This window comes from Mycobacterium sp. NGS27, from assembly GCF_059813005.1.
In genome coordinates, this window is record NZ_JCALDT010000005.1 from 298,978 (window position 1) to 324,149 (window position 25,172).

Consider the following 25,172-nt stretch of genomic DNA (forward strand, 5'->3'; position numbering starts at 1 on the left):
GGGCGGCTTACTGTTTGGCCTACCTCAGAGCAGTCCGAGCAACTGCAGGTTGGTGATGTACTTGACGATCACCGGCGCCGACACGTGCGGAATGTCTTTGTCGGGACCGATTTTCGCTTCCTGCACGGCCGCACGGAACACATCGGTGGGCGCCATCGAGCCGTTGATCGGCTTTTCCGGCTCCTGGTAGTTGTGCAACAGCGGCAGCAGCGAGTACTGGCGCTGCCGATCCGGCAGGGCCCGCAGCGAGGTCTCGAACCGCCGCAGCCATTCGGAGTAATCGGCGATGCGCTCGATCGAATAGCCGGCCTCGACCAGCCAGTCGATGTACTCGTCGAGCCCGATGCCGTCGTCGTACGGGTTCATCACGTGGTACGTCTGGAAGCCGGTGTCGCTCTCGGTGATCTGCGTTCCCAGCGTCGAGATCGCCGCGGCGATGAACTCGACCGGCAGACCGTCGTAGTGTGCCCGCTGCCGGTTGCCCTCGGCGTCGAGCTCGTAGAACGAACCGGGCGCGATACCCGTGGCGACCAGGCTCAGCATCAGCCGGGTGAACATGTCCGGCAGGTTGAGCTGTCCGGCATAGGTGGTGTCGGCCAGGATCATGTCGCAGCGGAACACCGCGACCGGCAGGCCGCACAGGTCGTGTGCCTCACGCAGTAGCACCTCGCCCGCCCACTTGCTGTTGCCGTAGCCGTTGGCGTAGTTGTCGTTGATCTCGCGGGTGGCGCTGATCTGCCGGATATCGGCGTTCTCGACGAACGTGCCGGGCCGGATCTGGTCGCCGACGCCGATCGTCGACACGTACGTGTACGGCTTTTGCTTGGACGTCAACGCAATCCGGATCAGCTCCGCGGTACCCAAGGCGTTGGGCCCGAACAGCTCGCTGTACGGCAACACGTGGTTGACCAGTGCCGCCGGGTCGACGATCACGTCGACCTCCTCGGCCAGGCGCTGCCAGGTCTGCTGGTCCAGGCCGAGGTTGGCCTCGCCCTTGTCTCCCGCGATCACCTCGAGGTGGTCGGCGGCCAACTGCTGGTAGTGCGCCAACAGTTTCGGCTCGCCGCTGTCGAAGGTCTTGTCCAGCCGGGCCCGCGCCTCCTCGTCAGACTTGGCCCGCACCAAGGCGATCACCTTGCCGTCGACCATGTCCATCCGCTCGAGCCAGTCCAGTGCCAGGTAGCGGCCCAGGAATCCGGTCGCACCGGTCAGCAGCACGGTGCGCACCTCGGTCGCCGGCTTCGGCAGGCTCGGCGCACCGGCCAGGGTCGCCTCGTCGATGAACTTGTCCAGCGTGAGGTCGCTGGCGTGCACCGTGGTGGCGCCGCGCCCGTGCACGGCGGCGAACGTCGGTCGCTTGGAGCCCTGGCGCTCGCCCTCGATGTAGGCGGCGACGGCTGCCAGGTCGTTGGCCGGGCTGACGATCACACCCACCGGCACGTCGACGTCGAAGATCTCGCGCAACAGGTTGCCGAATGTCAACGCGGACAACGAGTCTCCACCCAGATCGGTGAAGTGAGCGTCGGGGGCGATGTCGCCGGCCGCGGCACCCAGCATGGCGGCCGCGGCCCGGCTCACCGTCTGCAGCACGGGCGCGTCGGCGCCGCTGCGGCGCAGTTCGGCCAACTCGTTGGCCTGTCCCGCGGCCAGGTCGGCATAGATCTGCTCAAGCCGTTCGCCGTAGTGCTGTTTCAGCTTCGGCCACGCCAGCTTCCGGATCCCGGTCAGCAGACCGTTTTCCAGCGTGAACGGAGTGGTCTCGACGATGAAGTCGCGCGGCACCTCGTAGGACTGCAGGTCGGCCTCTTTGGCGACCTTCTGCAGCGAGTCGGCGATCTTCGGCTTGAGCGACTCGATGTCGCCCGACGCCAACGCCTCTTCGGTCGGCACCACGACGGCCAGCAGGTAGGGCTGAGAGCTGTTGCCGTAGACGTAGATCTGACGGATCAGCGGGCTGTTGCCGAACACCGCCTCCAGTTTGGCCAGCGTCACGAACTCGCCCTGCGCGAGCTTCAGCACGTTGTTGCGGCGGTCGACGTACACCAGCCGGTCCGGGGCGACCTCGGCGAACACGTCACCGGTCCGGTAGTAGCCGTCCTCGCTGAACACGTTGGCGGTGGTCTCGGCCCGCTTGTAGTAACCGGGGAACATGTTCTCGGTGCTCAGCAACAGCTCACCGCGCGGATGCGGCCGGTCGGTGCTGAAGTAACCGAGATCCGGAACGTCGACCAGCTTGTAGTCGATCACCGGCGGGCGCTGAATCTCCCCGTCGAACAACACCATTCCGGCCTCGGTCGAGCCGTAGCCGTCCATCAGGTGCATCTGCAGCAGCGACTCGGCCCACTTCTTCAGTTCCGGTGAGATGGGTGCGGAGCCCGTCATCGCGAAGATGAACCGCCCGCCCAGCAGGTACTGGCGCTGTTCGTCCAGGACCGCGGCCTCGACCGCCTCGCGGTCCCCGCCGTCGGCCAGGCGACGCTCGACCTGGCGCTGGAATTCGCCGAACAGCGTCTCCCAGATGCGCGGAACGAAGTTCAGCTCGGTGGGGCGCGCCAACTCGAGGTCCTCGAGCAGGGTGGACAGGTCGCTGCGGGCCGCGAAGTAGGCGGTGCCGCCATTGCCCAGGGTGCCGTAGAGGATTCCGCGTCCCATGACGTGACTCATCGGCATGAAGTTGAGGGTGATCGACGCGGCGCTTTCGCCGAACCAGTTCTTGCTGCCGCGCCGCCACATCTTGCCGACGTTGATCTGCGGGTACATCGCGCCCTTGGGGGCGCCGGTGCTTCCGGAGGTGTAGATCAGCAGGGCCAGCGAGTCCTCGTCGGTCTCCGGCTCGGCAACAGCCGGCAGGTCCTCGCCGCGCCGCAACGCGTCGGCGAGCTGCTCGACGGCGACGCCGGCGCCGGCCAGCCGCGCCACGGCGTTTTTCACGGCCTCGCGCTGGTCGTCGACCTCGGGCTGGTAGTCGAACACGACGAGCTTGCCGGGCACGTGGTCGCCGGACAGGATCAGCTCCACGGCGTCGGTCAGCTGGTTGACGCTCGACGCGATCAGGCTGGGCTCGGTCTCGGTCACGATCGGCTGCAGCGACGTGATCGCCGCGCTGGTCTGCAGCGGCACCGACACGGCGCCGATGGTGCCCAGCGCGATGTCGATGGTGGCGTAGTCAACGCTGTTGAAGCCCAGCACGCAGACGCGGTCACCGGGGTTGACCGAGTCACTGAGCCAGGCGCGGCCGAGGGCCGAAACCCGTTGGCCGAGTTCGCCATACGTGACGGTCTCGAAGCGGGGGAGCAGCTCGGCCGACGTGCGTCCGGTCGTGGCGTCCTTGACGAACTCGACGGCACGCTGCGCCAGCGCCGGCCGGTCGGCGTAGCCGTCCAGCACGGTCCGAATGATCTGGGGCAGCCGCAGCCCGGGCTTTTCGAGGGCGGCGGTGATCGCCGGATCCGGTCGGGCGGCAGCGAACTGCGGGTCGTTGGCAATGAGTTCTTCGACGCGACGGTCGAGTTGTTCGTCATGAATTGCAGTCGACATAGACAGATCCCTTGCAAATGAAAGTTAGCGAGTCAATATGCGCTGTCCGCGCTGACGTATAGAACGTTAGCTAAAGTAAAGGTATTCCACCATGATCCGACGTTCGTGGTGTTTGTGAGATTGCCCACGCGGGGCCTCCCAGGTGTTACAGGTCGCCGAGCAGTTCGCCGAGGATGTCGATGCCCTCGGCCAGCAGCTCGTCGCTGATGGTCAGTGGGGGCAGCAGCCGGATGATGTTGCCGTACATGCCGCAGGTCAGGACGATCACTCCGGCGGCGGCCGCCGCGACGGACAGCTTCTGGGCCAGTTCCTTGTCGGGCTCGGCGGTTCCCGACTTCACCAGCTCGATGGCGATCATGGCGCCCCGGCCACGCACGTCGCCGATGCGGTCGTCGCCGGCCTGCAGGCGCAGCAGTGGCTCGGTGATCAGCCGTTCCAATTGCCGGGCCCGATCGATCAATCCGTCGTTCTCGATCGTCTCGATGGTGGCCAACGCGGCCGCGCAGGCCAGCGGGTTTCCGCCGAACGTGCCACCCAGACCGCCGACATGCGGCGCGTCCATGATCTGTGCCCGGCCGGTGACCGCCGACAGCGGCAGACCGTCGGCGATCGCCTTCGCGGTGCAGATCAGGTCGGGCTCGATGCCCTCGTGTTCGCACGCGAACATCGCGCCGGAGCGCGCGAAACCCGTCTGCACCTCGTCGGCGATGAACACCACGTCGTTGTCGCGGCACCAGTCCAGCAGGGCGGGCAGAAAGCCCTCGGCCGGAACTATGAACCCGCCCTCGCCCTGGATGGGCTCGATGATGAGGGCGGCCAGGTTGTCGGCGCCGATCTGGCTGTCGATGACCTTGATGGCGCGCGCGGCGGCCTTCTCCCCGTCGGTGGCCAGTTCCTTGTCGACCAGGCCGTCGCGGTAGGGGTAGGACAGCGGCGCGCGGTATACCTCGGGCGCGAACGGGCCGAAGCCGCCCTTGTAGGGCATCGACTTCGCGGTCAGCGCCATGGTCAGGTTGGTGCGGCCATGGTAGGCGTGGTTGAACGCCACGACGGCGGGCTTGCGGGTGTAGGCGCGTGCGACCTTGACGGCGTTCTCGACCGCCTCGGCGCCGGAGTTGAACAGCACCGAGCGCTTCTCACCGGAGCCCGGGGTGATGCGGTTCAGCGTCTCCGCGACGGCGATGTAGGACTCGTACGGCGTCACCATGAAGCAGGTGTGGGTGAACTCGGCCACCTGCGCGCGGACCGCTTCGACGACGCGGGGCGACGAGTTGCCGATCGTGGTCACCGCGATGCCGGATCCCAAGTCGATCAGCCGATTGCCGTCGACGTCCTCGATGATGCCGCCGCCCGCGCGTGCCACGAATACCGGCACCGACACGTTGACAGCGTGCGACACCGCCGCCGCCCGGCGCTTGGTCAGTTCCAGCGATGCCGGACCGGGGATCTCGGTGACCAGCTGGCGAGTCTGCTCGAGGCTGGCCACCACACAACTCCCCTCCGCGGCGCGCGCGTCACGTCGCATCAAAAGCCTATCGAGCTTGACGCCGGCGGGCACTCGGTGCACCGTGGCGGACGGTCGCCGCAGGTGGCCTGCCAGACTGAACGGGCACACTGGACCCTTCGAGGTGCGCGATGCTCGCGGCACCGTCGGTCCCGATATTCACGACGAAAGACAGGCGCGTCCATGCAGAGCTTGATCCTGTTCCTGCCGTTCCTGCTCATCATGGGCGGGTTCATGTACTTGGCATCGCGCCGCCAGAAGCGTGCGATGCAGGCCACCATCGACCTGCACGAGTCGTTGCGTCCCGGCGACCGGGTGCACACCACGTCGGGCCTTCAGGCCACCGTCGTCGAGATCACCGATGACACCGTCGACCTCGAGATCGCACCCGGCGTGGTGACCACCTGGATGAAGCTGGCGATCCGCGACCGGATCCTGCCCGACGACGACGAAGACCTGGCCGACGGCGAGGGCTCCGCCGACGAGGGCTCGATCACCAAGGATTCCTGACGGGGATTCGCCACCCGATCGCCGCCCACCGGCGGACCGCTTGCACGACGGGCAAGTGGGGGCCACGTAGGCTCTGTCCGGGGTAAGTAACCGATTTTCAAGGAGATAGAAGGAACGTGGCATCGTCTTCGGCGCCGGTGCACCCTGCCCGCTACCTGTCGGTCTTCTTGTTATTGCTCGTCGGCGTCTACCTGCTGGTGCTTCTCACCGGGGACAAGCGGGCCGCTCCCAAGCTCGGCATCGACCTCCAGGGCGGCACCCGCGTCACATTGACCGCGCGCACCCCGGACGGCTCTAAGCCCAGCCGTGAGGCGCTGGCGCAGGCCCAGCAGATCATCGGCGCCCGGGTCAACGGGCTCGGCGTCTCCGGCTCAGAGGTCGTCGTCGACGGCGACAACCTGATCATCACGGTTCCCGGGAACGACGGCAACGAAGCCCGCAACCTGGGTCAGACCGCCCGCCTCTACATCCGGCCCGTGCTCAACTCGATGCCGGCCCAGAGCGCCGAGCCCAAGCCGCCGGCGCGCCAGCCAGCGGGCGGTCAGCCGGCGCCTGGTCAGCCCGCTCCGGGCCAGCCCGCGCCCGCCCAGCCCGCTCCGGGCCAGCCCGCTCCCGTCCAGCCGGCTCCGGGGCAGCCGGCGCCCGCTCACCCGGGTGCCCAGCCCCGGCCGTATCCCCAAGACCCGCCGCCGCCCAGCCCAGCGCCTCCGGCGTCCCCGGCTCCCGCTCCGGGAGGGCCCGCGGCGGAGGCGCCGCCCGGCGAAGCGCCCGCGCCGCCCGATCCGCGCAAGGAACTCGCCGACCGGATCGCCGACGAGAAGAAGTGGCGCCAGAGCGCACGCCAGGGCATTCAGTTCCTCGCCCTGCAGTTCCAGGCCACCCGCTGCGACAAAGACGACATCCTGGCCGGCAACGACGATCCGGCCCAGCCGCTGGTCACCTGCTCGACCGACCACAAAGTCGCCTACCTGCTGGGCCCGTCGATCATCAGCGGTGATCAGATTCAGGACGCCACCTCCAGCCAGAACCAGCGCGGGATCGGCTACGTCGTCGACCTCCAGTTCAAGTCGGCCGCGGCCAACACCTGGGCCGACTTCACCGCCGCGCATATCGGCACCCAGACCGCGTTCACCCTGGACTCGCAGGTGGTCAGCGCGCCCATGATCCAGGAAGCCATTCCCGGCGGCCGGACTCAGATCAGCGGTGGCGATCCGCCGTTCACCGCCGCGACGGCCAAGCAGCTGGCCAACGTCCTCAAATACGGCTCGCTGCCGCTGTCCTTCGAGGCTTCGGAGGCCCAAACCGTCTCGGCGACACTGGGATTGACCTCGCTGCGAGCGGGGCTCGTCGCCGGCACCATCGGCTTGATCCTGGTGTTGCTGTATTCGCTGCTCTACTACCGGGTGCTGGGATTGCTCACCGCGCTGTCGCTAGCCGCTTCCGGGGCAATGATTTTCGCGATCCTGGTGATCCTGGGCCGGCAGATCAACTACACCCTGGATCTGGCGGGCATCGCGGGTCTGATCATCGGTATCGGCACCACCGCCGACTCGTTCGTCGTCTTCTTCGAGCGCATCAAAGACGAGATCCGCGAGGGCCGTTCGTTCCGATCGGCGGTGCCACGAGGCTGGGTGCGTGCCCGCAAGACGATCGTGTCGGGTAACGCCGTCACCTTCCTGGCCGCCGCGGTGCTCTACGCCCTGGCCATCGGCCAGGTGCGGGGATTCGCCTTCACGTTGGGCCTCACCACGGTCCTCGACATCGTGGTGGTGTTCCTGGTGACCTGGCCGCTGGTGTACCTGGCGTCCAAGTCCCCGACGCTGGCAAAGCCGGCCTACAACGGCCTGGGCGCCGTTCAGCGGGTCGCCCGCGAACGGCGGGCTTCGGCGCAGGTGAAGACGGGACGGGGATAGCGCATGACTTCCTCCAAAGCCTCCAAAGACGCTACCGAGATCACCGAAGCCTCCGAGGGCGCGACCGAGTTGACCGGCAGCAGCGCCGCGGGCGTGCCGCATCACGGCTTCCTGTCGCGGCTCTACACCGGCACCGGCGCGTTCGAGGTGGTCGGGCGGCGCAGGTTGTGGTTCGGCATCAGCGGTGCCATCGTCGCCGTCGCCGTCCTGAGCATCCTGTTGCGGGGCTTCACCTTCGGCATCGACTTCAACGGCGGCACGACGGTGTCGATGCCCGCCGCCGGGGCCGCGGGCACTGTGCAGACCTCGCAGGTCTCCGAGGTGTTCCACAAGGCCATCGGCAACGATCCGGAGTCGGTGGTCGTCGTCGGCAACGGCGCGGGCGCGACCGTGCAGATCCGTTCGGAAACGCTGACCAACGACCAGACGACCAAGCTGCGCAACGCCCTGTTCGACGCCTTTCACCCCAAAGGCGCCGACGGCAAGCCCAGCAAGCAGGCCATCAGCGACGCCGCGGTCTCCGAGACCTGGGGTGACCAGATCACCGATAAGGCGCTGATCGCGCTCGCCGTCTTCCTGGTGCTGGTCGGCGTCTACATCATGGTCCGCTACGAGCGCTACATGGCCGTCTCCGCGCTGACCACCATGGTCTTCGACCTGAGCGTCACCGCCGGGGTGTACTCGCTGGTCGGTTTCGAGGTCACGCCGGCCACCGTCATCGGCCTGCTGACGATTCTGGGTTTCTCCCTGTACGACACCGTCATCGTGTTCGACAAGGTCGAGGAGAACACCCACGGCTTCCAGCACACCACCCGGCGCACGTTCGCCGAGCAGGCCAACCTGGCGATCAACCAGACGTTCATGCGCTCCATCAACACCAGCCTGATCAGCGTGCTGCCGGTGCTGGCGCTGATGGTCGTGGCGGTGTGGCTGCTGGGCGTCGGCACCCTGAAGGACCTGGCGCTGGTGCAGCTGGTCGGCATCCTGGTCGGCACCTACTCGTCGATCTTCTTCGCCACGCCGCTGCTGGTCACCCTGCGCGAGCGCACCGAGCTGGTGCGCACCCACACCCGACGCGTGATGCGGCGCCGCGGCCCCGGCTCGGGCGCGACGGCCGACACCGACGGCGGCGACACCGAAACCGCCGACGAAGCGGAAGGAACGGCGGCCGCGGCCGAGCCGCCCAAGCCCGCACCCAGCAAGCCGGCGCCGGGCGCCCGCCCGGTGCGGCCGACCGGGACGCGGCGTCCCACCGGCAAGCGGAACGTCGGCCGGCGGTAGGCCTATGGCCACCAGGTACCACGGGACTGGGGCCGATCGTGGCGGGTTCGTCGGCCGCCGCGGGGTAGCCGGGTGGATCGCCGCCGGATTGGCGCTGGTGCTGGCGGCGGGCTTCACGCTGACCGGCTGCGCGGGTAGCGCCGCGTCCCAGGTCGACTATGTGGTCGACGGCCCGCTGTCCACCTACAACACGAACACCGTCGCCGGCGCCGCGTCGGCCGGAGCGCAGGCGTTCGCCCGCACGCTCACCGGCTTCAGCTATCACGGCCCCGACGGGCAGATCGTCGCCGACCGCGACTTCGGCACCGTGTCGGTGGTCGGCGGCACGCCGCTGGTGCTCGACTACCAGATCGCCGACAACGCCGTCTACTCCGACGGCAAGCCGGTGACCTGCGACGACATCGTGCTCGCCTGGGCGGCTCAGTCCGGCAGGTTCCCCGACTTCCACGCCGCCAGCCAGGCCGGGTACCTGGACATCGCCAACGTCGAATGCATGCCGGGGCAGAAGAAGGCGCGGGTGTCCTTCATCCCGGACCGTGGCGTCGTCGACTACAACCAGCTGTTCACCGCGACCTCGCTGATGCCGTCGCACGTCATCGCCGACCAGCTCAACGTCGACGTCACCGCGGCCCTGCTCAGCAACAACGGCCCCCTGGTGGCCCAGATCGCCAAGTTGTGGAACACCATCTGGGACCTCAAGCCCGGGGTCGACCTCAAGCGCTTCCCGTCGTCGGGTCCGTACAAGATCGAATCCGTCCTGGACCGCGGCGCGGTGGTGCTCGTCGCCAACGACCGGTGGTGGGGGCCCAAGGCCATCACCAAGCGGGTGACCGTGTGGTCGCAGGGACCCGACATTCAGGACCGGGTCAACAACCGCAGCGTCGACGTGGTCGACGTCGCCTCGGGCTCCTCGGGGGCGCTGACCACGCCGGACAACTACGAGCGCTCCGACGGGCCGTCGAACGGCATCGAGCAGCTGATCTTCGCCCCGCGGGGGCCGCTGGCGGCGCCCAATGCCCGCCGCGCGGTCGCGCTGTGCACGCCGCGCGATTCGCTGGCCAAAGACGCGGGGACACCGATCGCCAACTCGCGCCTGGACCCGGCCACCGATGATGCGGTGTCGGCCGGCGACGGGGCTGCCGAGGCCGGCCCGTTCAGCAAGTCCGATCCGGCCGGCGCGCGCAAGGCGCTGGGCGGTGCGCCGCTGACGGTCCGGATCGGATACCAGGGACCCAACGCGCGGCTGGCGGTCAACGTCGGCGTCATCGCCAAGGCGTGCGGCGCGGCCGGCATCACCGTCTCCGCCGTCATTCTGGACGGCCCGGGTCCACAGGCGCTGCGGGACGGCAAGATCGACGCGTTGCTGGCCAGCACCGGTGGGGCCACCGGCAGCGGGTCGTCGGGGTCGTCGGCGCTCGACGCCTACGCCCTGCACACGGGCAACGGCAACAACCTGTCCGGGTACTCGAATCCCCAGGTCGACAACGCGATCGGCGCGCTGGCCGTTTCGGCCGACGCCGCCGAACGAGCCCGGCTGCTGACCGAAACCGCCCCGGTACTGTGGGGCGACATGCCCACCCTGCCGCTGTACCGGCAGCAGCGCACGTTGCTGAGCTCCAAGAAGATGTACGCGGTGAGCAAGAACCCGACGCGGTGGGGCGCGGGCTGGAACATGGACCGATGGGCCCTCATCCAGTGAGGCCCCGATGAGCGGCCCCGCGCCGGTGGTCGAGCTGATCGCGTCGCTGACGCGCAAGGTGGCCGACTTTCCCAAGCCGGGGGTCCAGTTCAAGGACCTCACCCCGGTGTTCGCGGACGCGACGGCGATGACGGCGATCACCGGCGCGTTGGCCGAGATCGCGTCCGGCGCGGATCTGGTGGCCGGCATCGAGGCCCGGGGTTTCCTGCTGGCCGCGGCCGTCGCCGAGCGGTTGCAGACCGGCGTGCTGGCCATTCGCAAGGCCGGGAAATTGCCCCCGCCCGTCCGCGCCGAGCGCTACGACCTGGAATATGGCAGCGCGACGCTGGAAATCCCCGCGGACGGCCTGGACCTGCGCGGACGCAACATCGCGATCATCGATGACGTGCTGGCCAGCGGCGGGACCCTGGCCGCGGCGGCCAGGCTGCTCGAGCGCGCCGGCGCGAATGTGACGGCGGCCGCGGTGGTGTTCGAACTCGGCGCGCTGGGCGGCCGGGAAGCGGTCGCGCCGTTGGCGGTGCACAGCCTGACTTGCGAGTAGCGCTTTTGCATTGGAGATATCCTCGATTTCGGAGGTAACCAACGTGGCGGAGGAAAACAGCGCGGCGCAAGCGCTTGACGTGCCCACCAACGCCCCGGAGTCGCCGGCCATCACCCAGCCGATGGAGATTCCGGAGCCGCCGGCCGAATCCCTGAAAACGTCCAGCAGCGCGTCGCGGCGGGTCCGGGCCAGGCTGGCGCGCCGGATGACCGCCCAGCGCAGCACGCTCAACCCGGTGCTGGAACCGCTGGTGGCCGTGCACCGGGAGATCTACCCGAAGGCGAACGTGTCGCTGCTGCAGCGCGCCTTCGAGGTCGCCGACCAGCGGCACGCCAGCCAGTTGCGCCATTCCGGCGACCCCTACATCACGCACCCGCTGGCCGTGGCGACCATCCTGGCCGAATTGGGCATGGACACCACCACTTTGGTGGCCGCGCTGTTGCACGACACCGTCGAGGACACCGGGTACACCCTGGACGCCTTGAGCGAGGAATTCGGCGAAGAGGTGGGCCATCTGGTCGATGGCGTCACCAAACTCGACCGGGTGGTGCTGGGCAGCGCCGCTGAGGGCGAGACCATCCGCAAGATGATCACCGCTATGGCGCGCGATCCGCGCGTGCTGGTGATCAAGGTCGCCGACCGGCTGCACAACATGCGTACCATGCGGTTCCTGCCGCCGGAGAAGCAGGCGCGCAAGGCCCGCGAGACGCTGGAAGTCATTGCGCCCCTTGCTCATCGGCTGGGCATGGCCAGCGTCAAATGGGAGTTGGAAGACCTGTCGTTCGCGATCCTGCATCCCAAGAAGTACGAGGAGATCGTCCGGCTGGTCGCTGGACGCGCGCCGTCGCGGGACACCTACCTGGCCAAGGTCCGCGCGGAGATCGTGAATACCCTTGGCGCGTCGAAGATCAAGGCGACGGTGGAGGGCCGGCCCAAGCACTATTGGTCGATCTACCAGAAGATGATCGTCAAGGGCCGCGACTTCGACGACATCCACGACCTGGTCGGCATCCGCATCCTGTGCGACGAGATCCGGGACTGCTATGCCGCTGTCGGCGTAGTGCATTCGCTGTGGCAGCCGATGGCGGGGCGGTTCAAGGATTACATCGCCCAGCCGCGCTACGGCGTGTACCAGTCGCTGCACACCACCGTCGTGGGCCCGGAAGGCAAGCCGCTGGAGGTGCAGATCCGCACCCGCGACATGCACCGCACCGCCGAATACGGCATCGCAGCGCACTGGCGCTACAAGGAAGCCAAGGGGCGCAACGGCGTTCCGCATCCGCACGCCGCGGCCGAGATCGACGACATGGCCTGGATGCGCCAGCTGCTCGACTGGCAGCGTGAGGCCGCGGACCCGGGCGAGTTCCTCGAGTCCCTGCGCTATGACCTTGCGGTGCAGGAGATCTTCGTGTTCACCCCAAAGGGTGATGTGATCACCCTGCCCAACGGTTCCACGCCGGTGGACTTCGCCTACGCGGTGCACACCGAGGTCGGCCACCGCTGCATCGGCGCACGGGTCAACGGGCGGCTGGTCGCGCTGGAGCGCAAGCTGGAAAACGGGGAAGTCGTCGAGGTTTTCACCTCCAAAGCGGCCAACGCCGGGCCGTCGCGAGACTGGCAGCAATTCGTGGTCTCGCCGCGCGCCAAGGCCAAGATCCGCCAGTGGTTCGCCAAGGAGCGTCGCGAGGAGGCGCTCGAATCCGGCAAGGACGCCATGGCCCGCGAGGTGCGTCGCGGTGGACTTCCGTTGCAGCGCTTGGTCAATGGCGAAACGCTTGCGGCGGTGGCCCGCGAGCTGCACTACACCGACGTCTCCGCGCTCTACACCGCGATCGGTGAGGGCCACGTGTCGGCCCGGCACGTCGTGCAGCGGCTGCTGGCCGAACTCGGCGGCATCGACCAGGCCGAGGAAGACCTCGCCGAACGGTCCACGCCGACAACGATGTTGCGCCGACCGCGCAGCAGCGACGACGTCGGCGTCTCGGTTCCCGGCGCCCCCGGCGTGCTTACCAAGCTGGCGAAATGCTGCACCCCGGTCCCCGGCGACCAGATCATGGGATTCGTCACCCGCGGCGGCGGAGTGAGCGTGCACCGCACCGACTGCACCAATGCGGCCTCGCTGCAGCAGCAGGCCGAGCGCATCATCGAGGTGCATTGGGCGCCGTCGCCGTCGTCGGTGTTTCTGGTGGCCATCCAGGTCGAGGCGCTCGACCGGCACCGGCTGCTCTCGGACGTCACCCGCGTGCTGGCCGACGAGAAGGTCAACATCCTGTCCGCGTCGGTCACCACCTCCGGTGACCGGGTTGCGATCAGCCGCTTCACCTTTGAGATGGGTGACCCCAAGCATCTGGGCCACCTGCTCAACGTCGTGCGCAACGTCGAAGGCGTCTACGACGTCTACCGCGTGACCTCCGCGGCGTGATCCGAGTCCGGCCCTAACTCAGTCGCACCGAGGTGATCTTCACCGGGTTGGTGGGCGCACCGCTCTGACGATTGCCGGCGATGCCGGCCCGCGCGATCTTGTCCAGGGTCTCGAGGCCGGCCCGGTCGATGGTCCCGAGCACGGTGCTCTGCGGTTCCATCTCGGAATCCTTGAAGATCAATGCGAATTGGCTGCCGTTGGTGTTGGGTCCCTCGGTGGCCATGACGATGGTGCCGCGCGGGTATACCACCGTCGCGCGCAACGCGGGGTCGTCGGACTTGTATTGGTCGGTGGGGTACTCGTCGGCGAATTCGTAACCGGGGCCACCGGATCCGTCCACCTCGGGGCCGCCGCACAACAGTGATCCGCCGTCTTGGGAGCTGATCAATCGGGCGCATTGGGTGCCGTCGAAGAACTGCTGCTTGACCAGGCTGACGAAGCAACACCGCGCACGGGGACTCCGAATTCGCCAACCGGATGGCGATGTCTCCGACGTTGGTGGAGATGACGGCGCCGATCTGCGGGGGAGTGGTGGACACCCGGCCCGGCGGCGGCGGGTTCACCGGCCGGGTGACCGGGTCCGGCACCGATCGATATTGGCAGTTGGCGCCCAGATCGGGCGGCGGCGCGAACGCGGGCAGCGGCGGCACCGCCGCCGGGTTGGTCGTGCCGGGGCCGGATGCGGTCCGGCCGGGAACCCCGGCCGGGGTCTGATTGGCGCCCGCGCTGTCGGCGGAACCGTGGCTCTGGCTCACCAGCGCGATGACCAACGCCGCCACCGCGGTCAGCGCCAGCGCCGATGCGCCGACGATGCCGACCAGCAAACGCCGCGAATGCGTTGGGCGGCCGTGCCGTAACCGCGCATCGGGTTTGCTGTCCGGCGGGCGAGGCGCGGGCCCCGGTGGCGACGAACCGGGCGGTGGCGGCGTCGACGACGCGGACCCGAAAGGCCCGGCTGCAGGACTGCCCAACGCGGCGCGGGCGGCCTCGACGAGCTCCATCGCCGACTGGTAGCGGTGTTCGAGGTCCTTGGCCATGCCGCGCGCGACCACCGCGTCCAGCCCCGGAGGCAGCCCGGGAACGCTGGCCGACGGTCGGGGCGGCGCAATGGTCAAGTGCGCGTTGAGCTGTTCTTCGAGGCTCTCACCCGGGAAGGGGCGCTTGCCGGTCAGGCATTCCTGCAGGACGCAGGCCAGCGAGTAGATATCGGCGCGGTGATCCGTTGTGCCCCTGAAACGTTCGGGTGCCATGTACGCGACGGTCCCCATCGTGTGTCCGGTTTGCGTCAGGGCCGTGTCGGCGGTGCTGCGGGCGATGCCGAAGTCGATCAGGTAGACGAAATCCCGTGCAATGGTGACCAAGATGTTCTTCGGCTTGATGTCGCGGTGGATCAATCCCGCCGCGTGCGCGCTATCCAGCGCCGCGGCAACCTGTTCGACCACCGCGACCGCGCGCTCGGGGTTCAGCCGGCCGCCGTTCTCGGTGATGTAGTCGACCAGATCGCGGCCCTCGATCAGCCGCATGTCGACGTAGAGCCGGCCGTCGATTTCGCCGTAACTGTGGATGGGCACCACGTGCGGGTCGTTCAGCCTGGCGGCAATGCGTGCCTCGCGCCGGAACCGCTGCTGAAACTCGTGGTCCTCGGCCAGGTTTGCGGGCAGGACCTTCAGCGCGACGACCCGATCGGTGGTGGCGTCAAAAGCGCGGTAGACCTGTCCCATGCCACCGCGCCCCAAGACTTCGAGCAATTGATATTGCCCGAATGACTCTCCCGCCACGCAACGACAATAAGCCGTCGGTCGCGGCCGTCGCGTGATTCTCGCGAATCCCGGTCTGCGTTGCGCCGCTGTGGATTCAGTCGAGCAGGACCGAGGTGATGGTGACCTCGGTGGCGGGCGCCCCGTCCTCACCGCCACCTGCGACGCCGGCCTTGGCGATCTTGTCCAGGGTGGCCAGTCCGTCGGGCTGGATGGTGCCGAACACGGTGTATTGCGGCGGCAGCTGGGAGTCCTTGTACACCATGAAGAATTGGCTGCCGTTGGTGCCGGGGCCGGCATTGGCCATGGCCAGGGTGCCGCGCGGATAGAGCACTGGCTCCTGCGCTTTGGGGTCGTTCGGCGGATACTGATCGGTCGGGTACTCGTTGGCGAATTGGTAGCCGGGCCCGCCGGTACCGTCGCCCTTCGGGTCGCCGCACTGCAAGACACCCAGGCTCGGCGAGGTGGTCAGCCGGTGGCACTTGGTGTTGTCGAAGTATTTTTGGCTGGCGAGACTTGCGAAACTATTGACGGTGCAAGGTGATTCGTTGTTCGCCAGCATCAGGCCGATGTGACCCTGGTTGGTCACCATGCTGGCGCTCACCTGGGCGGGGTCGGTGGGCACCTTGCCGGTTCGCGGCGGCTTGACCTGCTTGGCCGCCGGCTCCGGCGAGGCCGGGTACTGACAGTTGGCGCCCACGTCGGCCGAGGGCTTGAACGGCGGCAGCGGCGCGGCGGACGGCGGCGGTCCGGCGGGAGTGCTGGACTCTACAGATGAGCTGCTGCTGGTGGTCGTCGACGCCGCGGTGTTGCCCTTGTGGTCGTGCTTGGTGTTGACGATCGCGATCACCACCGCCACGACCACGGCCACGGCCACGATCGAGCCGGCCGCGATCAGCACGATCCGGCGCGTCTTGGCCTGCTTCGCGCGCCGCTCCAGCTGCCGTTCGAGCTTGCGCTTGGCGCTGGCACGTCGCTGTTCGTTGGTCGGCACGGCCGCTATGCCTCCATGGCTGGTGAGTCGGAATCTCGCTGAACCGGTGAGCTGCCAGCTCAGGCTAATGTGGGCGCCGCGACTCGTGTCAAGTGGGGCCGTGGGAAACTGGGCATCGTGTTGATCACCGGATTTCCCGCCGGCTTGTTGCAGTGCAACTGCTACGTGCTGGCGCAGCGGCCGGGAACGGACGCCGTCATCGTGGATCCGGGGCAGCGGGCGATGGGTCCGTTGCGAAACCTCCTGGACAAGCACAGGCTGACGCCGGCTGCGGTGCTGCTGACCCACGGGCACATCGACCACATGTGGTCGGCGCAGAAGGTCTCCGACGCCTACGGCTGCCCGACCTACATCCACCCCGAGGACAGGTTCATGCTCACGGACCCGATCTACGGCTTGGGCCCGCGCCTGGCGCAAATGGTCGCGGGCGCATTCTGGCGGGAGCCCAAGCAGGTCGTCGAGCTGGACCGCGACGGCGACAAGCTGGACCTGGGCAGCGTGACCGTGAACGTCGATCACAGCCCCGGGCACACTCGGGGGTCGGTGCTGTTCCGGGTCCTCGCGGCAAGCAAGGAGGGAACGGACGTGGTGTTCACCGGCGACACGCTGTTCGAACGCTCCATCGGCCGCACGGACCTGTTCGGTGGCAGCGGCCGCGACCTGCTGACCTCGATCGTGGACAAACTCTTGGTCCTCGACGACGCGACCGTGGTGCTGCCCGGGCACGGCAATGCCACCACCATCGGCGCCGAGCGGCGCCTCAACCCGTTCCTCGAAGGCCTGTAAGCCCGTGCCGGAATTTTCTGCTTTTTCGGCGCCCAAAGGCGTGCCGGACTACGTCCCGCCGGACTCGGCACAGTTCGTCGCGGTGCGCGACGGCCTGCTCGGGGCCGCCCGCCGGGCCGGCTACGGCGATATCGAGCTGCCGATCTTCGAAGACACCGCCCTGTTCGCCCGCGGCGTCGGCGAATCCACCGACGTGGTCTCCAAGGAGATGTACACGTTCGCCGACCGGGGCGATCGCTCGGTGACGCTGCGGCCCGAGGGGACCGCCGGCGTGGTGCGCGCGGTGATCGAACACGGCCTGGATCGCGGCGCCTTGCCGGTCAAACTCTGCTACGCGGGGCCGTTTTTCCGCTACGAGCGTCCGCAGGCCGGCCGTTATCGCCAGCTGCAGCAGGTCGGCGTGGAGGCGATCGGCGTCGACGACCCCGCGCTGGACGCCGAGGTGATCGCGATCGCCGACGCCGGCTTTCGCTCGCTCGGGCTCGACGGCTTTCGCCTGGAGATCACCTCGCTCGGTGACGACAGCTGCCGGCCGCAGTACCGGGAACTGTTGCAAGACTTCCTTTTTGCGCTCGACCTCGACGAGGAAACGCGACGGCGGGCGCAGATCAATCCGCTGCGGGTGCTCGACGACAAGCGGCCGGAGGTGCGTGCGATGACGGCCGACGCTCCGGTGCTGCTCGATCATCTGTCCGATGCGGCCAAGCAGCACTTCGATACCGTGCTGGCCCACCTGGATGCGATGGCAGTGCCCTACGTGCTGAACCCCCGCATGGTGCGCGGGCTGGATTACTACACCAAGACCACGTTCGAATTCGTGCACGACGGCCTGGGCGCGCAGTCCGGCATCGGCGGCGGCGGCCGCTACGACGGCCTGATGCGCCAGCTCGGCGGACAAGACTTGTCCGGCATCGGTTTTGGGCTCGGCGTGGACCGCACGCTGCTGGCGCTGCGCGCCGAGGGCAAGAGCGTGGGGGAGACGGCGCGCTGCGAGGTGTTCGGCGTGCCGCTGAGCGAGCAGGCCAAATTGCGGCTGGCGGTGCTGTCCGCACAGCTGCGGGCCGGCGGTGTTCGCGTCGACATGGCCTACGGCGACCGTGGTCTCAAGGGTGCGATGCGCGCGGCCGACCGTTCCGGAGCCCGGCTTGCGCTGGTCCTCGGCGACCGCGACATCGAGTCCGGCACGGTCGGTGTGAAGGATCTGATGACGGGGGAGCAGGTCCCCGTCGCGCTGGACTCGGTTGTCGCCGAAGTGCTTTCGCGCGTAGCTCGCTAGCCTGTCGCCCTAATGCGGCAGGTTGGCCAGGTAGCACCGCACTCGGGTGGCGGCGTCGCTCGGGCTGACTCCCATGGTCACTAATCTCTGAACCACCTGGTCCGCGGGTACACCAGAACCGATGTCGGTATCGATCACATGCAGGCTGGGAAACCAATTTTCCGCGCTCACCCCCGGCGGCGGTGGCTTCGCGTCGCCTCCTAGGCATTGAACGTAACCAGGGACGCCCGTTTCGGCATGAGCTGACGAGATCCCGATCAGCATGGCGACGGGCATGGCCGCCGCCGCAGCGACACAGATGAAACGCATGCGGGCATTATCCCGCGTCCACATTGTTTGACCAAGCTCGAAATTCGGCGATGCCCGGTGCGCGCGCCTACGTCATCGCCCGGGAAGCGCCTTTCAGCTTTTCTTGCTGGGGATAATGATGACGACGATCAATGTCAGGATTGAGAAAAACAGCCCTAGAATTCCCCATCCCAGCGGGTTGCGGCCCTTCATCATTGCGATCACTCCGCAGATTATTGCCGCGATAATGCTGCCGATGGCGACGAAAATTCCCTTGATGCCGCGCAGGATAAAGCCTGCGGCGACGGGGTCCGAACTCGCCAAAATCACCGAGTGCAACATGACCAGTCCTTTCGTGAGGGGCCTGGTCGTTATACCCGGACAAATGCGGCGTGAAACCGCATCCCCTATAGACCCGGTCGCCCGAAACTCAATGAACGACACCGCGTGTGGGGATGGTGGCGTTGAACTTATCCGGCGGGATAACCGCGGCGCACCGTACGGTCCAGAATTCCCAGAGTCGCCCGCAGGGCGCCCTCGGACAAAATGGGGAAAATTCCGGCTTCCCGCCACTGCGGGTCGATGTTCGACCAGTCGTAGAACGACGTGACCACGGTGGCCGAACCGTCTTCGGACGGCGCCAGCGCATAGCCGTAGACGTGGCCGAGCGGCGGCTTGATCTGGCCCAGAACCGTCCACGCGATCAGGCGATCCTGCTCGAACTCCCTGATGTCGACGGTGACGTCGTATTTGCCCAATTCTGGGAAATCGTTCAAAGATTCGCGGTCCATGTGAACGACGAACTGATCACCCACGCCCCGCACCGGATCACCGTCGGCCGCCTGCAGCATCCCCGACGAGTCGATTGCGACGTGGCCCTGGGGGTCACACAGCACGGCGAAGATGGCCGGCGCAGCGGCGGCGATGGTGCGGGAAGTCTCGATGCGGTCGGTCATATGTCCTCGTAGCCGGGTGGGGGCGATACGTTCCGCAGCTTAGCCCTCTGGCGCCGGTTCGCGGCGACCGAAACGTTGTCGCCGAAGGGCCTCACATCAAGATGCGCGTGAACGATGGTTCGTCGGCTCAGCGCCTACGGGCGCGGCTGCGATGTCAGTTTGCGCACAACTCGTTGAGAACCGGCTCTTTCCGCGCTGACGGGCCTGCTGGTAGCGGATCGCCGCTGCTTCCAGCCTTGGCGGCATTTATCCACAAGCCGCGACCCTGCCAAATAGTTTGAGTCAGTAGACGGTAGTAGTATCGAACACATGTTCGAAGATGTGATCGCCCGGTTCGATGAGTTGGTCGAGCGGCACCATCGGTCGTCGACGCCGGCGTCCGCGGCGCTGCTGGAGCGGATCGGCGCGTTTTCGCGGGTCGAGAACCGCGCGGCGGCCGAGCAGTTGACGGCGATCGGAGAGTTGTTCGCGTACCGGCTCTCGCGCTGTTCGGAGTGCGAGGACTGGGCGGTCGACACCGAGGCGGCGGTGAGCGCTGCAGTGGCCGCGGCGTTGCGGATCAGTCAGGGCCTGGCCGCCAGCCGCGTGCGGTACGCCCGCGCGATGCGCGAACGGTTACCGAAAGTGGGCGCGGTGTTCGCGGCCGGGGATATCGGCTACCTGACATTCCAAACGATCGTGTTCCGCACCGATTTGATCACCGAGCCCGACGTGTTGGCGGCGGTGGACGCCGAGTTGGCGGTCAACGTGGCGCGGTGGCCATCGATGACCCGGGGCTGGCTGGCCGCGCAGGTGGATAAAGTGGTCGCTCGCGCCGATGCGGATGCGGTGCGGCGCCGCAAGGAACGTGCGGCCGGGCGCGAGGTGTGGGTCGCCGACATGGGGGAGGGGTTGGCGCATCTGGAGGGCACCTTGCTCGGCCCGGACGCGCACGCGCTGGACAAGCGGTTGGATGCGTTGGCAAGCACGGTGTGTGAGCATGATCCGCGTACCCGCGAGCAGCGCCGCGCCGATGCGGTGGGCGCGTTGGCTGCCGGGGCGGATCGGTTGGGCTGTCGCTGCGGGTCCCCGGGTTGCACCGCGGCAACACGGCGCGCCACCGGGCCGGTGGTAATCCATGTCATCGCAGAGCATTCCACGTTGAATGGCGGCCAGGCGCCGGGCGTCGAGATGGGTGCCGAAGGGTTGATCGCGCCGGAGCTGATAGCCGAACTGGCCGCCTCGGCCAAGCTGGTGCCGCTAATTCATCCGGTCGACTCGATGCCCGAGTCGCGCTATGCGCCGTCGAAGGCGTTGGCCGATTTCGTGCGGTGCCGGGATTTGACCTGCCGCTGGCCCGGGTGCGACTGTCCGGCCACCGAATGCGATGTGGACCATACGATTCCCTACAGCGAGGGCGGGCCCACGCATGCGTCAAACCTCAAGTGCTACTGCCGCATTCATCATTTGGTCAAAACTTTTTGGGGCTGGCGCGAGAAGCAACTTCCTGACGGGTCGCTGATCCTCACCTCGCCGGCAGGGCAGATCTATATCACCACCCCCGGCAGCGCGTTGCTGTTTCCCAATTTGTGCGCCCCCACCGGCGAGCTACCGACGACGGTAGCGCCACCACCCGATTACTGCGCCGACCGCACCGCGATGATGCCCAAACGTCGCACCACCCGCGCGCAAAACCGCGCCGCACGCATCGCCACCGAACGCAGGCAGAACCACCAAGCGCGGCAAGCGAAACGCCGAGAACGCGAGGCCGCCTACGTTGGTCCCGCGCCACCGGCCGACGGCGACGACGATCCACCGCCATTCTGATCGGCGGCCAATGGTTTGACCGGCCGCGGTGCTTGACTCAGACTCGAACTAATGTTCGAATAGCGGGCATGCGGTGGGCAAACCAGGCCGTCGCGGTCAACGGGAAGCCCGTCGAGGACGGGTCGTTGCCGGGGCTGCAACGCATCGGTTTCCTGCGCAGCGTGCGCTCGCCGCAGTTCGACGGAATCACCTTCCACGAGGTGGTGTGCAAGTCCGCGCTGAACAAGGTGCCGAACGCGTCGGCGCTGCCGTTCCGCTACACCGTCAACGGCTACCGCGGCTGCTCGCACGCGTGCCGATACTGCTTCGCGCGGCCCACCCACGAATACCTGGAGTTGAACTGCGGCAACGACTTTGACACTCAGGTTGTCGTCAAGACCAACGTCGCCGAGGTGCTGCGCCGCGAGCTGCGGCGGCCCTCCTGGCAGCGCGAGACCGTCGCGCTGGGCACCAACACCGACCCGTACCAGCGGGCGGAGGGACGCTACGCGCTGATGCCCGGCATCATCGGCGCCCTGGCCGAATCGGGCACGCCACTGTCGATCCTGACCAAGGGCACGTTGCTGCGTCGCGATTTGCCGCTGCTCACGAGTGCCGCGGCGCAGGTTGCGGTCTCGGTCGCGGTGTCACTCGCCGTCGGCGATCCAGAGCTGCACCAGGACGTCGAGCCGGGCACGCCCACACCGCAGGCCCGGTTGAATCTGATCAGCGCCATCCGGGCCGCGGGGCTGGACTGTCACGTGATGGTCGCGCCGGTGCTGCCGCATCTCACCGATTCCGTGGAGCACCTCGACGGGCTGCTCGGCCAGATCGCGGCGGCCGGCGCCAGCGGCGTCACGGTTTTCGGCCTGCATCTGCGCGGTTCGACCCGCGGCTGGTTCATGGGATGGCTGGCGCGCTCGCATCCCGAGCTGGTCGGCCGCTATCGCGAGCTGTACCGCCGCGGGGCCTACTTGCCGCCGGATTATCGGGCCGCGTTGCGGGAGCGGGCCGCACCGCTGATCGCCAAGCATCGACTGGCGGGCGACCACCGCCCGTTCTCGCAGGCGGCCTCGGTCGCGCCGGCGCCGGAACCCGTTCAGCCGACGTTGTTTTGACCTGAACCGCGCTAGCCGGCCCCGTCCGCGCGCGGCTTGGTGAGCGTGAACTCGTCGATGACGGCGACTTCACCGAACGGACCACGCAGCGTGTAGTGCGTCGCCTTGATCGTGGTGCTACCGCCGGACTGGCCCGGGTCGACGTCGAAAGCCGCGAAGCCGTACGGGTTTTCGCGGTCGCGGAATGCCGACCATGGTGCGTCCTCGAGGACGTATCGCGGGGCCTTGCGTCTGAGCCCTGGATCGAAAGCACCCACACCGGTCACCACCCGGCACCGTGGCTCGGGGAAGAACATCGCGTTGCTCGGCGCCGACGTGCCACCACCGCCGATGACGAGGTGCACCGTTCCCCGCGTGGCGTCGATGAGATCGCTGCGCGTGTCGACCGGTATCGGCGTGCGGGTGTCGGTCCCCAGCGTGCCGCGCAGCGGATGCGATCGTTCGTAGTGGTGTTCGTGGCCGCACACCACCAGATCGACCTGGTATTGGTCGAACAGCGGCAGCCATTCCTCGCGGATGCCCAGGTCGGCCCCGTTGGTCTTGTCGGCGGTGGAGATCGCCGTCTGGTGCATGCACACCACGACCCAGTCGATGTCAGGGTCTCGCCGGGCCGCAGCGAGTTCCTTTGCAAGCCAGCGCTTTTGCTCACCGCCGGAGTAGCCGTGCACATAGAAGTTGCCGCCATCCTGGAAGGCGACGTCGTCGTTGCTCAGGCTGATCACCCGCACCGAGCCGGCCGTGAACGAGTACCACATGCCGCGGGTCTCCGGGCTCGACCCGGAATCGGGAACCGCGAAGAAGGCCTGGTAAGCGCCGAAACCGATTGGCCCGTTACCCAACTCGTTCTCGTGATTGCCCGCGGCCGGCATCCAGGGCCGGTGTCGCGCCGAGCGGGTGTTGTTCTCGAACCAGTTCGACCAGGTGCGCACCCGGTCTTGGGCCAGGTTGGCGTAGCACAGGTCGCCATTGATCAGGTTGAACAGCGGCCCCATCCGTTCGATCGCCATCGTGGTGTCGGCGGCGGCCGGCGAGCCGATGTTGTCGGTGGCGTACCTGCCGTCGGGCATCCTGGCCAGCGCCGGTGTGGACTGGTCGCCGAAGCTGGTGAACAGCAGTCGCTTTCGGCCGACCGGGGCGGTGCGCACCGTGCCCGGCTCGGGTTGTGCGCCGTCGTGCACCGCCGCATACACGTAGTCGGTGTCCGGGGTCAGGTTGGTCAGCCGTGCATGGTTGACGCGAACCTCGGTGCCCGACTTCGCGTCCCGGTAGGTGCGGGTTTCCGCGGCAACGGTGCGGCCGAAGCCGGATGTCGGCGTCCCGACCATGACCCGCGGATTGCGGACCGCGTCGGTGGTGTGCCAGGAGACCACCACCTCGGTGCCGGCGTTCCTCCCGAACTGTAGGTGCAGCCCGCCGACCGGTGGCGCGCCGTGGCGATCGGGCTGCAGCCAGGCCATCGGGCTCCTCGGGCGGGACCCCAGCAGCACGACGCCGCCCCCGAGGCTCACCCCGAGGGCTGCCGACACCGCCCCGGTCGTCAGCAACCGGCGGCGGGTCACCGGCGCTGCGGCGATAGCGGCCGGTGTCGGTGCCGCCTGCGGCTCATCGCTCATGCTTGCTTCATACCGCAGCCGCGCGACCACGGGCACGGCTGCCGGTAAACAGCGAACCGCCGCTAACGAATCCGGTAGCGTTTTCGATATGACGAACGTGCATAAGACAGCGAGCGCGATCTCAGCGGTGATGCTGGCAGCGGCCACGGGGGCGGTGCTGACGGCGGGGACGGCCCATGCGGAAGGCCACCAGGTGACCTACACGGTGACGAGCCCCAACAATGTGACCGCCACCGTCAACTACGTGAATGCCGATCCCCCCAGCCAGGCGGCCTACAACGCGGACCCGTCGAAGTTCATGACCAGCGTCCAGGCCCCGCTCAGCGCGGGAACCCCGGTCACCTACACCGCCACCTTGGCCAACCCGAACCAGTCGGCGAGGATCAGCGCCAGCGGCATGCTGCACTGGCCGGATTCGGGCAACGGTCCGGCCTCGTTCCACTGCGAGATCGCCGTGGACGGCCAGGTGATCGCGCAGCAGGACGCCACCACCACCGTCACCTGCGCGGCCTAGGGAAGAACACCTAGTCCGGGTAATCGACGCGCGTTCGCTGATGGCGAACACCGTCGTCGTCCACATGGACGATGCTCACGCCGGTCTGCTCCCGGGTTCGGCATGCGCGACGACGACGACTTCGGCGTGTGCGACGCCGACGGCCCGTATCTTATGGCTGACCGAGGCGTCGAAATACGCGCTGTCGCCGGCCTCGAGTGTGAATGTCTGGTCGCCATAGTCGAATTCGATGGTTCCGGCGTGCACGAACATGAATTCCTGCCCGGCATGCGTGGGATGAGGATCGTCGGCCAGCTGCTCCGTCGGGCGAACCACGAACGGCGACATCGTCTTTCCCAGCAGTGACGAGGCGAGCACCCGATAGCGCTCACCGTCGGCGCTGCCGGTGGCACGTTCGACGGTGATCTTCTCCTGCGCCGCGTCCTCGGCGAACAGCCGCCCGACGTCGACCTCGAGGGCCTTGGCCACCTTGAGGGCCACCGCGATCGACGGTGTACTGCGTCGGCGTTCGATCTTGGACAGATAGCTCTTGGTCAGTCCGGTCTGCTGGGCCAGCGCCTCGAGCGTGAGGCCGCGTTGCCTGCGGACCGCGCGCAACAGTGCGGTCATGGGCGACCCCTCTCATGACACAAGGTTTCCTACAGTGATACTATCGTGTCATACCGCCGAGGGAGCCGA

The 25,172-nt window shown here is 67.7% G+C and carries 22 protein-coding genes and 1 pseudogene; 13 read left to right on the forward strand and 10 right to left on the reverse strand.

Translation table 11 applies throughout. The features are described 5' to 3' along the window. Positions 1-24: 24 nt before the first annotated feature. Both car and gabT read right to left on the reverse strand, forming a co-directional pair. Positions 25-3,537 (reverse strand): carboxylic acid reductase, encoded by a 3,513-nt coding sequence (gene car / locus AC5Y30_RS15965; protein WP_499919584.1) that lies wholly within the window; start codon positions 3,535-3,537, stop codon positions 25-27. Positions 3,538-3,682: 145 nt separating this feature from the next. Then, positions 3,683-5,023: a 4-aminobutyrate--2-oxoglutarate transaminase gene (gene gabT / locus AC5Y30_RS15970; RefSeq protein WP_499919834.1), complete on the reverse strand. Its 1,341-nt coding sequence runs from the start codon at positions 5,021-5,023 to the stop codon at positions 3,683-3,685. A gap of 201 nt (positions 5,024-5,224) precedes the next feature. On the opposite strand from gabT, the gene yajC reads away from it, so the two are divergent. The 6 genes from yajC (at position 5,225) to AC5Y30_RS16000 (ending at position 13,407) form a co-directional block, all read left to right on the forward strand. Continuing rightward, positions 5,225-5,551 carry a preprotein translocase subunit YajC gene (yajC, locus tag AC5Y30_RS15975; protein ID WP_499919585.1) on the forward strand — a complete coding sequence of 109 codons (327 nt, stop codon included), beginning with the start codon at positions 5,225-5,227 and terminating at the stop codon, positions 5,549-5,551. A gap of 116 nt (positions 5,552-5,667) precedes the next feature. Further along, entirely contained in the window at positions 5,668-7,464 is a 1,797-nt protein-coding gene (gene secD, locus AC5Y30_RS15980) for a protein translocase subunit SecD (protein WP_499919587.1), read from the forward strand. 3 nt (positions 7,465-7,467) lie between these two features. After that, positions 7,468-8,745, forward strand: a complete 1,278-nt coding sequence (gene secF, locus AC5Y30_RS15985) for a protein translocase subunit SecF (protein WP_499919589.1) — start codon at positions 7,468-7,470, stop codon at positions 8,743-8,745. Positions 8,746-8,749: 4 nt separating this feature from the next. Further along, positions 8,750-10,444, forward strand: a complete 1,695-nt coding sequence (locus AC5Y30_RS15990) for an ABC transporter substrate-binding protein (protein WP_499919590.1) — start codon at positions 8,750-8,752, stop codon at positions 10,442-10,444. Between the two features lie 7 nt (positions 10,445-10,451). Next, positions 10,452-10,985, forward strand: a complete 534-nt coding sequence (locus AC5Y30_RS15995; RefSeq protein WP_499919591.1) for an adenine phosphoribosyltransferase — start codon at positions 10,452-10,454, stop codon at positions 10,983-10,985. Positions 10,986-11,028: 43 nt separating this feature from the next. Beyond that, the gene (locus AC5Y30_RS16000) at positions 11,029-13,407 is read left to right on the forward strand and encodes a RelA/SpoT family protein (protein WP_499919592.1); all 2,379 of its coding nucleotides are present in this window, start codon (positions 11,029-11,031) and stop codon (positions 13,405-13,407) included. Between the two features lie 13 nt (positions 13,408-13,420). On the opposite strand, the gene AC5Y30_RS16005 is transcribed toward AC5Y30_RS16000, so the two are convergent. After that, a complete protein-coding gene (locus AC5Y30_RS16005; protein ID WP_499919835.1) occupies positions 13,421-13,873 on the reverse strand; it encodes a peptidylprolyl isomerase in 453 nt (150 codons plus the stop codon). Between the two features lie 17 nt (positions 13,874-13,890). Here AC5Y30_RS16005 and AC5Y30_RS16010 point away from each other — a divergent pair, with 17 nt between their 5' ends. Further along, entirely contained in the window at positions 13,891-14,121 is a 231-nt protein-coding gene (locus AC5Y30_RS16010) for a hypothetical protein (protein WP_499919853.1), read from the forward strand. Continuing rightward, positions 14,122-14,421 carry a hypothetical protein gene (locus tag AC5Y30_RS16015; protein WP_499919854.1) on the forward strand — a complete coding sequence of 100 codons (300 nt, stop codon included), beginning with the start codon at positions 14,122-14,124 and terminating at the stop codon, positions 14,419-14,421. It abuts the gene before it with no gap. Between the two features lie 59 nt (positions 14,422-14,480). On the opposite strand, the pseudogene AC5Y30_RS16020 reads toward AC5Y30_RS16015, so the two are convergent. Together AC5Y30_RS16020 and AC5Y30_RS16025 are read right to left on the reverse strand one after the other, a co-directional pair. Beyond that, positions 14,481-15,128: pseudogene (locus tag AC5Y30_RS16020) on the reverse strand (serine/threonine-protein kinase); the annotation flags it as partial. A gap of 133 nt (positions 15,129-15,261) precedes the next feature. Beyond that, the gene (locus AC5Y30_RS16025; RefSeq protein ID WP_499919594.1) at positions 15,262-16,158 is read right to left on the reverse strand and encodes a peptidylprolyl isomerase; all 897 of its coding nucleotides are present in this window, start codon (positions 16,156-16,158) and stop codon (positions 15,262-15,264) included. Between the two features lie 117 nt (positions 16,159-16,275). Here AC5Y30_RS16025 and AC5Y30_RS16030 point away from each other — a divergent pair, with 117 nt between their 5' ends. Then, a complete protein-coding gene (locus tag AC5Y30_RS16030; RefSeq protein ID WP_499919595.1) occupies positions 16,276-16,944 on the forward strand; it encodes an MBL fold metallo-hydrolase in 669 nt (222 codons plus the stop codon). A gap of 4 nt (positions 16,945-16,948) precedes the next feature. Then, entirely contained in the window at positions 16,949-18,220 is a 1,272-nt protein-coding gene (gene hisS, locus AC5Y30_RS16035) for a histidine--tRNA ligase (RefSeq protein ID WP_499919596.1), read from the forward strand. Between the two features lie 9 nt (positions 18,221-18,229). Here the strand turns inward: hisS and AC5Y30_RS16040 are convergent, their stop codons facing one another. The 3 genes from AC5Y30_RS16040 to AC5Y30_RS16050 form a co-directional block, all read right to left on the reverse strand. Further along, on the reverse strand, positions 18,230-18,529 hold the full coding sequence (locus AC5Y30_RS16040; protein ID WP_499919597.1) for a hypothetical protein: 300 nt from the start codon (positions 18,527-18,529) through the stop codon (positions 18,230-18,232). A 93-nt stretch (positions 18,530-18,622) separates the two neighbouring features. Continuing rightward, entirely contained in the window at positions 18,623-18,850 is a 228-nt protein-coding gene (locus AC5Y30_RS16045) for a deoxyribodipyrimidine photolyase (protein ID WP_499919598.1), read from the reverse strand. A gap of 128 nt (positions 18,851-18,978) precedes the next feature. Then, positions 18,979-19,464 carry an SRPBCC family protein gene (locus AC5Y30_RS16050; RefSeq protein WP_499919599.1) on the reverse strand — a complete coding sequence of 162 codons (486 nt, stop codon included), beginning with the start codon at positions 19,462-19,464 and terminating at the stop codon, positions 18,979-18,981. A 309-nt stretch (positions 19,465-19,773) separates the two neighbouring features. Between AC5Y30_RS16050 and AC5Y30_RS16055 the strand changes: the two genes are divergently transcribed. Next, entirely contained in the window at positions 19,774-21,270 is a 1,497-nt protein-coding gene (locus AC5Y30_RS16055) for an HNH endonuclease signature motif containing protein (RefSeq protein ID WP_499919600.1), read from the forward strand. A 68-nt stretch (positions 21,271-21,338) separates the two neighbouring features. After that, complete coding sequence (locus AC5Y30_RS16060) at positions 21,339-22,367, forward strand: Rv2578c family radical SAM protein (RefSeq protein ID WP_499919601.1); 1,029 nt, start codon at positions 21,339-21,341, stop codon at positions 22,365-22,367. Positions 22,368-22,378: 11 nt separating this feature from the next. Here the strand turns inward: AC5Y30_RS16060 and AC5Y30_RS16065 are convergent, their stop codons facing one another. Continuing rightward, positions 22,379-23,980 carry a purple acid phosphatase family protein gene (locus tag AC5Y30_RS16065; protein WP_499919602.1) on the reverse strand — a complete coding sequence of 534 codons (1,602 nt, stop codon included), beginning with the start codon at positions 23,978-23,980 and terminating at the stop codon, positions 22,379-22,381. Between the two features lie 88 nt (positions 23,981-24,068). Here AC5Y30_RS16065 and AC5Y30_RS16070 point away from each other — a divergent pair, with 88 nt between their 5' ends. Further along, complete coding sequence (locus tag AC5Y30_RS16070) at positions 24,069-24,494, forward strand: Rv2576c family protein (protein WP_499919603.1); 426 nt, start codon at positions 24,069-24,071, stop codon at positions 24,492-24,494. 75 nt (positions 24,495-24,569) lie between these two features. Here the strand turns inward: AC5Y30_RS16070 and AC5Y30_RS16075 are convergent, their stop codons facing one another. Further along, positions 24,570-25,103 carry a helix-turn-helix domain-containing protein gene (locus tag AC5Y30_RS16075; RefSeq protein ID WP_499919604.1) on the reverse strand — a complete coding sequence of 178 codons (534 nt, stop codon included), beginning with the start codon at positions 25,101-25,103 and terminating at the stop codon, positions 24,570-24,572. Between the last annotated feature and the right edge of the window lie 69 nt (positions 25,104-25,172).